Origin of the sequence: Aureibacillus halotolerans (genome assembly GCF_004363045.1) — a bacterium.
Lineage (GTDB): Bacteria > Bacillota > Bacilli > Bacillales > DSM-28697 > Aureibacillus > Aureibacillus halotolerans.
In genome coordinates this window covers 299,732-311,194 of record NZ_SNYJ01000002.1, presented here as the reverse complement: position 1 = coordinate 311,194, position 11,463 = coordinate 299,732, and the positions used below count along the sequence as shown (strand labels likewise).

The window sequence follows — 11,463 nt, the reverse complement described above, 5'->3', positions numbered from 1 at the left end:
ACAGGCTAAATATTTTGAGTTCCGAAGCAATTTCACATACATATCCTCAATGATGGCCGGAGTCTTCCCTTCTTCATAGAGGGTCCACACATCTTACATCGGAATTCTCTCCCTTTGCATTTATTCATTTAAGTGCCTCATTAGGCAAAAAAATCGATTTGTAGGGTATTTAAAAGTTGTGGTCTTAGTTATATTACACGTTTTATTTCATAGGTCAAGGGGTTTTTTTGATTTTTTACACAAAACTATTTTTTTTAAAAAGTGCCGTATATCGTCAAATGAGAACGTTATCAATAATGCAAATTGAAGAGGCTGCTCTTTATTGAGCAGCCTCTGTTAAATCTTTTATTCAATCGATTCATTAATGTTTAAAGTGTTGCTTGACCTGGCTTCCAGTTCGCAGGGCACAGACCGCCAGTTTGAAGTGCTTGAAGGACACGCAACGTTTCCTCAACATCACGACCAATATTGTTGTGGTTCACAACTGAATACTGAAGTTCACCTTCTGGAGAAATAATGAATAGTCCACGAAGTGCAATTCCTTCTTCTTCAATAAGGACGCCATAATCACGAGCCACCTGATGGTTCGTATCCGCTGCAAGTGAATAATTCAGATCACCAAGACCATTGTCGTCACGGTCTGTATTAATCCACGCCAAGTGCGTGTGGATCGTATCAGTGGATACTCCAATGACATTTGCATCTAGGTCATCAAACTCATCATGACGATCAGATAATGATGTAATTTCAGTTGGACAAACAAATGTGAAGTCCATTGGATAGAAGAAAAGCACTGTCCATTTATCATTTTTCATATTTTCTTCAAGACTTACTTTGCCAAATTCCTTGTTCGGTAATACAGCTTCCATTTCAAAGCGTGGTGCTTGTTTTGCAACCATACGTTCTGCCATATGTAAACCCTCCTAAAAGTTTTTGATTCTAAGATCATTCAATACATAGTATATGCTAAATGAGAATTAAAGTCAATGTTATATTAGAATAAATGTAATCTATTAAAATCACTCAGCAACGACTACATCCATTTTACCCTATCCTGTCGATTTTCACACACATTCCGCCTTGCATCTTGCTTTTTTTCGACATGCATTTATGCTACACTTCTACAATTGAAAGAACTAAATTGGAGGGACTGCTATGGGAGAAGGAAATTTCAACTGGAGCAATGAAGTACTTACCCGGCTCATTAGTCAAGCTGGGCTCATTGCCCTAAAACTCGTACTTATCATCGTACTCTTTTTCATTATTCGTGCGTTAGGGAAAAAACTAATTGGTTCAGCATTTGAGAAGTACCAGAAAAAGAATACCGTCAATGCAGGTCGGATACGCACATTGGAGAAATTAAGTATTAATGTGTTTTCCTATGCGCTAATCTTTTTCACGGTTGTTACAGCACTTTCAAATCTAGGGGTGTCTGTGACATCCATAATTGCGGGAGCTGGTGTCGTTGGACTAGCCATAGGTTTCGGGGCGCAAGGTCTTGTTAGCGATGTTGTCACAGGATTTTTCGTCTTACTAGAAAAGCAAATTGACGTAGATGATTATGTAACGGTTGGAGGCCTGGATGGTGTTGTTGAGGAAGTTGGATTACGGACGACACAAATTCGTGGCTTTGATGGTACATTGCACTTTATTCCTAACCGTGAAATCACAACCGTGAGCAACCATTCTCGAGGCAATATGCGCGCTATGGTTGATATCGGCATTTCCTATGACGACGACATTGACCGGGCTTTAAGTGTTATACAGGAGGTTTGTGACAAAGTCTCAGCGGAGGATTCCTCCTTTAAGGATGGCCCTAATGTGATTGGCGTGCAAAGCCTCGGTGCCTCTGAAATTGTCTTGCGAGTGATCGGGAAAACCGAGAATGGGATGCAGTGGGCAGGCGAACGCACGCTTCGAAAGCGACTTAAAGAAGCTCTTGATGTAAATGGCATTGAAATCCCCTACCCACATCAAGTATATATGGAAAAAAAAGCTGATATTTAAAAAGGAGAAGAGCGGTCAATTGACTGCTCTTCTTTCTTTTTCATTTTCATTTACTCAACTTTCGCAGCGGAAAAACCATCTTCAACTCTAAGGTGTTTTTTAAAAGCCATACCGAAGCATGGAAAAATTGTTAACAAATCAAAAGCAGTCACTAGTGATACTCAAGCTGCAAAGAAACACGACGACAGTACTTTTGAGTCGATGTTGCCCTTATGCCCTTTAAGATGTAAGAAAACACGACCGCTTCGTCAAAATACTTCGCTTTCCACGGGCACGGCTTCAGCTTCCTAGGAAAGCGAGCTTTCCTAGGAGATCTTCAGCTCGCGCTGTTCCCGTAGGAGTCTACGTATTTTGACTACGCTGATGGTTGTTTCTGCGTAAATTGGTTTTGTTTTTTATTGGACACGTATATTGGAGAAAATTATGGTAAATTTTTATTTTTTTCAAATTATGTGACTCTTACCCGAAAGTCGGGATTGACTTGAGCAACGTTTGTTCCTTTCGCAACGATTAATGGTGTCGTTAATCCTTTATGTCTGCCTATCCTAGCAATTGAGTGTCGACTCCAATTAAATCTGTTAAAGAACAAACGATTCAGAAGGTGCAAAAAGTAATCTTCTAATCACGAGCGATCACTAGCAGTTCGCCCGCGGCAAAGATCACGATGAGGTCCTTTCGAATCGGTGTTGCCCTTATGCCCTTTAGGGTAAAAACGTGCTTATGGCAGCTTGTATAAAAAATAACCATAACATTGAATCGCAGCTTTTACCCATCTATATCTAAGTGGAAATTAAGGTGCGAAAGTTAAGTCACTTAGATGAAAAGTACCTATATAATTCTTGTATGGCTAGATCCAGTGCTGCTTCGTCAGGAATGATCTTCGATGAATGAAGTCCTTCGGTAGGACCAACTCCGAGCCAAAACAAACAACCTGGGATTTCTTTTGTCATATAGCCAAAATCCTCACCAGTCATTGCAGCCTCGCATTCTAAAAACCTCAGTGTTGTAGATTGTTTAAAATGGCGTATAAGGGTAGTGGCCACCTCATCATTATTTTCTACCTGATAGTAATTGGCACCAAAATCAATGGTCGCTTGGCAGTGGAAAGCAAGTTCAATCGCTTTCACATGACCCTCGACCTCTTTTTTGAAAGCGTCCATTGCCTCAGGAGACATTGTTCTCATCGTGCCTTCAATTCGTGCTGTTTCTGCGATCACGTTTTGAACATTGCCAGCCTGGAGTTTTCCGATGCTTAGAACTGCGTGGTCCATTGGGTCGACTCTACGTGAAACAACCGTTTGCAGTTGGGTAATTAAATACGATGCGGCAACAACCATGTCATGCGTTTGATGTGGATATGCAGCATGGCCACCTTTTCCCTTTAGGGTAATAAAAAGCTCAGATGTATTCGCAAAAAGCAGTCCTGATTTTAAGGCGACAGTGCCTACTGGAAACTGCGGAGCAATATGCAATGCGTAAATTTCTTCAGGCAGCCAGCGCCGGAATGCATCTGATGCCATCATAGGTGCTGCTCCTCCTGGGCCCTCTTCAGCGGGCTGAAATAAAAAGAGCATTGTGTCTCCTATCGGCTGATTGACAACTTTAGTCAGCAGGCCTAACGCAATGGTCATATGCATATCATGACCACACGCATGCATTTGCCCTGAATGAGTTGAAGCAAAGGGTAGCCCTGTTTCTTCCTCGATGGGCAGGCCATCCATATCTGCACGGTAGCCAATACACCTTCCGTTTGGTGATGTGCCATTCACCTTCACTAGAATACCAGTCCGCCACATCTCCACTTCAATTCGCTCTTGTGGCAGTGCTTCTATTATGTCTAAAAGGTAGCGCTGTGTTTTATACTCTTTGAAGCCAAGTTCGGGAATTTGATGAAGGTCACGCCTTACTTGGATCGCATTAAATGTCATTTAGAGCTCCCACTTTCTATGATTCTTTTGGTTAATCCCAGGTAAAAAAACACCCACTCTGCAAATTGTCGAGTGGGTGGATTTCCTTAGTTATCTTTCTTAAGATTACGAAGCTCCTGTTTAATTTCTGTTTTTGAGCGTGTGCTGTCATCAATTTTCTTAATCACACGAGCAGGGATCCCTGCGACGACAGTGTCTGGTGGGACATCCTCTGTAACGACAGCCCCTGCAGCCACGACGGCGCCTTTCCCGACGGTTACGCCTTCTAAAATAACAGCATTTGCTCCGACAAGCACATCGTCTTCTACAACAACAGGCTTGGCAGATGGAGGCTCAATCACACCAGCAAGAACAGCTCCTGCTCCAATGTGACAATTCTTCCCGACCGTTGCACGTCCACCAAGTGTAACGTTCATGTCAATCATTGTGCCTTCTCCTATAACCGAACCAATATTGATTAGGGCACCCATCATAATGACGGCATTGTCACCAATTTCAACTTGATCACGAATGACGGCACCTGGCTCAATACGTGCATGGATATGCTTTAAATCTAGCAATGGAATGGCAGAGTTACGACGATCGTTTTCAACAACGTAATCTTCAATGGCTGCCTCGTTTGCTTTAATAGCAACTGAGATCTCTGACCATTCACCAAACAAGACTCCCGTATTTCCAGTAATAAATGTTTTCGTGTGTTCACCAAAGGAAATGTTTTCGATATCCCCTTTTATATGTACTTTTACAGGAGTTTCCTTTTCGCTGTTTTGAATAAATTGAATGATTTCATTGGCGTCCATTTGTTTCATTTGACGTTCCTCCTTACATATTTCCTTTAATGTAACAGAGCATAACGGAATACGCAATCCATGTCCTCTGTTTCATCGTACTATAGGCACTTACGTACGTACTCTTCCATTGAGTTCATCGACTATCGCCACAAACGCCTGTACTTGGGATAAACCAAATGAAGCTTCAGAACCTATAAGCCACGTATCACGTGTAAGAGGAGAGCCATCCTTTTTTTTCAAAGGAATTTTATAAAAGGCCTCATCTCCCTTTGTCAGCGCGATAGATGGGAGAATGGCATACCCGATGCCTTGCAAGGCAAGCTGCTTACACGTTTCAATTTGATCAACGACAATCGTTCTTTCAGGCGAGGCGTTGTAGTGATGGTGCCACCAATCATGAATTTCTTGATAATATGTCGAGTCACTTTTAAATAAAATAAATGGCTTGTCAGTGGATTCAAGCTCGTCAAAGGATTGAATGTCTCTATCAACAAGATAAAAATGGTCTGTCATCAAGTGGATGGTTCTACCACTCCAATCAGGATTGCGATTGCCTCGGACAAAGCCAAGATGAATCTCATCGTTATAAAGCTGCTTCATCATCTCAGAGCTCCACCCCGTTGTCAGCGAAATGCGAACCTTTGGAAATTGCTCGACAAAACGCTTTAGCAACACTGGCAACCAATACTGACCTAAAATCGAAGCGACAGCCAACTTTAATGTGCCATGCACCTTATCATTAAGCGTACGCAATTCATCACGAACCATCTCTTCGTTATTTAATGTGTCAATCGCATAGGCAATCACTTTCTCACCAGCAGGCGTCACTGTCACACCTCGGGCAGAGCGAAGAAAAAATTGTGCATTCCATTGCTGCTCAAGATTTTTTAAGCGCTGGCTCAATGCCGGCTGTGATACAAACAGACGTTCAGCCGCTTTTCTCATATTTCGTTCCTCAGCAAGCACCTGCAACAAACGCAAATCTGACGTATTCATGACAACCAACCTCTTCTCGTCCTTTGTCCGCCTCTCCAGTGTACCATAGTGCCATCACCCTCTGCATATCCATCATAACTTGGCATAATGCCCTTTTTAAATCATGTCACATCATTAAAAATGAATGCATCATTAAAAGCAGCTACTAATGAGACTCCTGCGGCAAAGAAAACACGACGAGGTCTTCTCAAGTCGATATTGCACTTGTACCCTTAGTGTGAAAAGAATACACGATAAGGTAATTTCGAATCGCTGATACACTTGTTACAATCACGACCGCTGCGTCAAAATACTTCGCTTTCCGCGGGCACGGCTTCAGCTTCCTCGGAGTCTTGCTTTCCTGCGGGATCTTCAGCTCGCGCTGTTCCCGCAGGAGTCTACGTATTTTGACTACGCTGATGGTTGTTTCTGCGTAAATCGTTTTTCTTTTGTTCCGGTCTCGTATAATGAGTAAGAAAGCGTGTTAAGGCGTAATTGCTTACCAAACGAGACAAGTAAATGTATCGTTTCATGCGGAATTATATCAAATTGTGCCCGAAGATTATCTGCTTCGAAGGATTGATGAAGCGGTATATTTTGCTGTGTTTGCAAATTCTGTTCGATCTGTCGGATGAGAGAGTCAAGTTAAAAAAAGAATTAAGCGGTGGCCGATGATGGAACACAAGAACGCAGAGATGGAATGAGAATAGACTGCTGCCTTCTAAACCAAATCAACTTTTGCAGCTCAAAAACCATCTTCAACATTAAAAGTGCTGAAGTGAAGGCAATATGAAAAAGGTCCGCTCTGAGGCACCTGTCAACGCCTTTTCGTCCCCTGCTGCGTTCCTTTTCCTTGACGTACGTCCGGTAAGCCTGCGAAAAAGCGCCTTGCTTGGAACGAAAATTCGGCAACATCTGCTCCCTTCTAAGTTCTCAGACACGCCCTAGTAAAGTGAAGATACCAACGTTCACTACATATGAAGCTTTATTTTAAAGGCAAAGAATTCTTCAAAACATGTAATTAGGTAGTTCAGTAAATTTCATTACAAAGTTTTTGTAAGCAGAGCCTGAAATTGCAATAAATGTCAACGAATTAAAAGCAGCCACAACACTGAGTTTCAGGTTTACCCATCGATATCTATGAGTGTCCCCGATATTAAGGTGCGAAAATTGTCTTCAAAACATCATGGTACGAAAAAAAGAAGGCTTAGCCTCCTTTTTTCCACCCCCACATTTGGATGCTTATTTATGTACGTTTTTGCAGACGATCATAAAGATTTGATAACCTTTTCATTTGCTCGTCTGGCACCCTTTCTTTCCTTCTTTCGTTATCCGCAATCTCTGAAGCAATCACTTCTGCTACCATGTCTTGATTAAACAGTGACTCTAAAATAAGGTCTCTCTCTTCGACAGTGAACTTCTCTCTATTCATGATTTCTCCCTCCTAATAATTTTAGTGTAGCATCGTTTCCAGGGAACTTCCTTAGGGAACGTTTTCCACAAACTCTTTACAATTGAACCCGAGATACAGTAGCATCTATAAGTACAGTTGAAGGAGGTTCCAGCATGATTTCGCAATGGTTTACTATTGTGTCCACCATTATTGCTCCGGTCTTTGTTCTTGTCATAATTGGCGTCATTTTACAACGAAAGTTCCACTTAGATATGTATACGCTGAGCAAGATGAATCTTTATCTTTTAGTGCCCGCACTCATTTTCACCAAGCTTTATGAAACGGCCATTTCTCTTCATGAGTTTTTCACGATTGCAGGACTTACACTGCTATCGTTGGCAATTCTTTACTTGGTAGCCAGAGTGATCACAACGGTGTTCCGGTTTTCGAAAAGCATGCGGATTGCCTTCTCGAATTCAGTGATCTTCTATAACTCCGGAAATTATGGCGTTCCAGTCAATGACCTAGTGTTCCGATCAGATCCTTATGCCATGTCAATCCAGGTCATCGTATTGCTCATCCAAAACATCGTAACGTTTTCCTACGGTATTTTTTCGTTGCAGTCTTCGGACAAATCTTTTTGGCAAGCTCTACTGTCATATGCCAAATTACCTGTTTTGTACGCCATGCTGGCTGCTATCGCTCTCAATGTTACAAAAATTGATTTACCACTGGCGCTATATACACCAGCAACGTATATTTCAGATGCCGTCATTGCGATTGCACTCATCACCCTCGGTTGTCAGGTCGCTGAGCTTAAGCTAAAACGCAATTTAGGGAAAGTGTATGGGTCTCTATCCTTGCGTCTCCTCCTCGGGCCTGCTATCGCTGCTGGACTAATTTATTTATTTCAACTGGAAGGCATTACAGCCCAAGCTTTTTTTATCTCCGCCGCTATGCCGACGTCGGTGAACAGCGCTATTATCGCGCAAGAGTACAACAACGAGCCGGAGTTCTCTGCGCAAACGGTGCTCGCTTCGACAATGTTGTCTTCAGTGACAGTGAGCTTAGTCATTTTTTTAAGCACGATCCTTTACTAAAAAACGACCAGAACAATGGTGCCTTTGTTCTGGTCGTTTCACATTCTATGCGCTTAGGTAGTTGCTTGAACACTTAATTTACCTTCCTCAGCATCGACAAGAATGCTCGTTACAGAAACCTCTGCTTCAACTAATAGATCAGCAATCGCGTCTTCAACATGCTCCTGAATGGCTCGACGTAATGGACGGGCACCAAACGCCTTGTAGTCGCCTAGATCCGCAATGATTTCCTTTGCGACATCCGTCACACGCAGAGTGATTGCTTTTTCGCTGAGCGCATCCTTTAAAGTGTCTAACATCAAACCAACAATATCAACGAGATGGTCTCTCTCAAGGGCATTAAAAGAAACAATGCTATCAAAGCGGTTTAGAAACTCTGGTTTAAAATAATCGCCTAACGAAGAAAGCAACTGACTTTCTTGAGCCATTTCCTCGCCTGTCGAAAACCCAAGTGTATCGAGCGTTTTGACTTGAGTACCTGCGTTGCTTGTCATGATAAGAATAGTGTTTTTAAAGCTCACTGTGCGCCCCTGACTATCGGTAAGACGCCCATCCTCCATAATTTGCAGGAACATATGCTGCACATCTGGATGTGCCTTTTCAATCTCATCGAGCAACACAATACTATAGGGCTGGCGACGAATTTTCTCAGTTAGTTGACCCGCTTCATCATGCCCAACATAGCCTGGAGGTGAGCCAATCAACTTCGACACGGCATGCTTTTCCATGTACTCACTCATGTCCAATCGAATCAAAGCATCTTCATCACCAAACAGCTCTCGAGCAAGCGATTTAGACAGCTCCGTTTTCCCGACCCCTGTTGGACCAACAAATAAGAATGATCCTGATGGGCGGTGTTTCGAGGTAAGACCTGCACGTGAGCGTTTCACGGCTTTGGCAACTTTTTGAACCGCCTCGACCTGGCCAATGACCTGTTGGGACAAGCGCATTTCAAGCTCCTTCATGCGCGTTTGCTCGTCTTCTTCTAAACGCGAAACGGGAATACCTGTTTTCTTCTGAATGAGCTGCTCGATCACTTCACGCGTTACCTCAGGAATATCCGAGGTCGCATGTTGTTTTTGCTCAAGCAAGCGTTTTTCTTCATCCCGCAGTTGAGCTGCACGCTCGTATGCCTCGTTTGCCGTTGCTTCCTCTTTTTCCTTGCGCACGTCCGTTAAACGATGCTCTATTTGATTTTCATCCTTTTCTTCATGTGACAAATTGAGAACAGATCCTGCTTCATCCATCAAGTCAATCGCCTTGTCTGGCAACTGCCGGTCCTGAATGTAACGTTTAGACAGCTGTACACTTGCCTTAATGGCATCCTCCGTATAGAGGACACGGTGGTACTCCTCATAACGCTGTTGCAAGCCTTGTAAAATCGCAACAGCCTCATCTTCCGTAGGTTCATCAACGATCACCGGCTGAAAGCGACGTTCAAGTGCAGCATCCTTCTCAATCGCGCGATATTCTTTTAATGTCGTCGCCCCAATGAGCTGCATTTTTCCGCGTGCAAGCGCCGGTTTTAAGATGTTCCCAGCATCCATTTGCGAATCTTGAGTCTGTCCTGCACCAACAAGCAAGTGTATTTCATCCACGAATAACAAAATGTCATCGCGTGATTGTATTTCGTCCACGAGCTGCTTCATGCGTTCCTCAAATTGGCCACGTATGCCCGTGTTTGAAACGAGTGAGGCAACATCGAGAAGCATGACTCGTTTGTTTAATAGCTTGTTCGGTACATTTTTATCAGCAATTCGCAAGGCGATCCCTTCAGCAATCGCCGTTTTCCCAACCCCTGGTTCACCAATCAAAACCGGATTGTTTTTGTTTCGACGGTTGAGAACCTCGATTACTCTTTGAATTTCATCGTGACGTCCTATGACCGGATCAATAGCACCTGCGTTCGCTTGGTCCGTTAAATCAGTAGCCAATGATTCAAGTAAGCTTTCTTGTGACGTCTGCTGCTGAGTAACCGCTCCACTTTGACCACCCATCATTTGTCCATAAAACGCGTTTGGGTTTTGCTGATGTTGTTTTTCAAGAGTCAGCAAACATTGTTGGCATAAGTGTATTGATTCTTTATTATTATTTATTTTCATCCTCAATTGCACAGAAGCAGGACGTTGATGACAATGTTGACAATTCATATCGATTTGTCCTCCTTTATTTTAGATAAATCACCTTTGACTTTCTTTGACTATATCGAAAGTATACTTTGACCTACTTTGACTTTCAAGGATTTTGCTTAAAAAACTTGTGGTTTTTTTTATAATCAACGACAATAACGATTAGAAGGCTTAAACAAGGGCTGCGCGAAGCCCATTCACCATTTGCAAATGAGAAGAACTTTAGAAAGGTTGTTACACCATGATGCAAGGAAAACAAATCGTATTTCTAGGTGCTGGCTCTATGGCAGAGGCAATGATTCGTGGACTTCTTGCCAATCAACTTGTCGAACCTAACCAAATCACCGTTCTCAATCGGACAAACGCCGAACGGCTAAAGGAGTTACAACAGCAGTATGGCGTTACAGCTAGTCAAGATCTTGACAGTTGCATCTCACGGGCATCTGTAGTCGTCATGGCTGTCAAACCGAAAGATGCTGAGGAGATTTTTGCTCGCATTTCTTCCCTTATAGACCATTCTCCCCTGCTACTTTCTGTCATTGCAGGACTCTCTACAGAGACAATGACGCATTGGACCTCCAAAAACACAAAGGTCGTTCGCGTGATGCCAAATACATCTTCAGCCATTTCAATGTCTACAACAGGCTATTGCACAGGAAAAGCCGTCTCAACAGAGGACAAAGCCATTGTGCATTCGTTGCTTTCAGGCTTTGGCACGGCCTATGAAATTGAAGAAGCAAAAATGAATCTCTTTACGGGGCTTGCTGGAAGCAGTCCAGCCTATATGTACGCTGTGATGGAATATTTTGAGGATACTGCAAAAGCACACGGCTTTACAGAGGAAGAGGGGCGCCAATGGATTGTTGACGTTATGGCGGGTGCTGCTGAAATGGTACGGCAAACGAACCGAACGCCAGCGGAGCTTCGTGCTCAAGTCACATCTCCAAAAGGAACGACGTATGAAGGACTTGCTCGGCTAGAAGCAGGACAGGCAAAGGACGTTTTCCGAGAAGCCATTGAAGCATCCGCTGAAAAAGCACAGGAATTTGAGGAAGCGTTCAAGCAAACAACGAAAAGCAAAGCATAAAAACAACGGAGCATGGATAATACATCCACGCTCCGTTGTTAATTTACATCATT

The 11,463-nt window shown here is 43.1% G+C and carries 9 protein-coding genes; 3 read left to right on the top strand and 6 right to left on the bottom strand.

Annotated elements, in window-relative coordinates; genetic code table 11:
* Positions 1-368: 368 nt before the first annotated feature.
* Positions 369-911, bottom strand: coding sequence for a peroxiredoxin (locus EV213_RS03655; protein ID WP_133579134.1), 543 nt, complete (start codon positions 909-911; stop codon positions 369-371).
* 244 nt (positions 912-1,155) lie between these two features.
* Here EV213_RS03655 and EV213_RS03650 point away from each other — a divergent pair, with 244 nt between their 5' ends.
* Entirely contained in the window at positions 1,156-2,007 is an 852-nt protein-coding gene (locus EV213_RS03650) for a mechanosensitive ion channel family protein (protein ID WP_133579133.1), read from the top strand.
* An 809-nt stretch (positions 2,008-2,816) separates the two neighbouring features.
* On the opposite strand, the gene EV213_RS03645 is transcribed toward EV213_RS03650, so the two are convergent.
* The 4 genes from EV213_RS03645 to abbA all read right to left on the bottom strand — a co-directional run bounded on the left by EV213_RS03645 (position 2,817) and on the right by abbA (position 7,133).
* Positions 2,817-3,935: an N-acetyldiaminopimelate deacetylase gene (locus tag EV213_RS03645; RefSeq protein WP_133579132.1), complete on the bottom strand. Its 1,119-nt coding sequence runs from the start codon at positions 3,933-3,935 to the stop codon at positions 2,817-2,819.
* 86 nt (positions 3,936-4,021) lie between these two features.
* Positions 4,022-4,744 carry a 2,3,4,5-tetrahydropyridine-2,6-dicarboxylate N-acetyltransferase gene (dapD, locus tag EV213_RS03640; protein ID WP_133579131.1) on the bottom strand — a complete coding sequence of 241 codons (723 nt, stop codon included), beginning with the start codon at positions 4,742-4,744 and terminating at the stop codon, positions 4,022-4,024.
* Positions 4,745-4,834: 90 nt separating this feature from the next.
* The gene (locus EV213_RS03635; protein ID WP_133579130.1) at positions 4,835-5,722 is read right to left on the bottom strand and encodes a LysR family transcriptional regulator; all 888 of its coding nucleotides are present in this window, start codon (positions 5,720-5,722) and stop codon (positions 4,835-4,837) included.
* A gap of 1,225 nt (positions 5,723-6,947) precedes the next feature.
* The gene (abbA, locus tag EV213_RS03630; RefSeq protein ID WP_133579129.1) at positions 6,948-7,133 is read right to left on the bottom strand and encodes an antirepressor AbbA; all 186 of its coding nucleotides are present in this window, start codon (positions 7,131-7,133) and stop codon (positions 6,948-6,950) included.
* Positions 7,134-7,267: 134 nt separating this feature from the next.
* Here abbA and EV213_RS03625 point away from each other — a divergent pair, with 134 nt between their 5' ends.
* Positions 7,268-8,194: an AEC family transporter gene (locus EV213_RS03625; RefSeq protein ID WP_341770319.1), complete on the top strand. Its 927-nt coding sequence runs from the start codon at positions 7,268-7,270 to the stop codon at positions 8,192-8,194.
* A 53-nt stretch (positions 8,195-8,247) separates the two neighbouring features.
* Here the strand turns inward: EV213_RS03625 and EV213_RS03620 are convergent, their stop codons facing one another.
* Positions 8,248-10,344 (bottom strand): ATP-dependent Clp protease ATP-binding subunit, encoded by a 2,097-nt coding sequence (locus EV213_RS03620; RefSeq protein ID WP_133579128.1) that lies wholly within the window; start codon positions 10,342-10,344, stop codon positions 8,248-8,250.
* Between the two features lie 220 nt (positions 10,345-10,564).
* Between EV213_RS03620 and proC the strand changes: the two genes are divergently transcribed.
* A complete protein-coding gene (proC, locus tag EV213_RS03615; protein ID WP_133579127.1) occupies positions 10,565-11,410 on the top strand; it encodes a pyrroline-5-carboxylate reductase in 846 nt (281 codons plus the stop codon).
* Positions 11,411-11,463 lie beyond the last annotated feature (53 nt).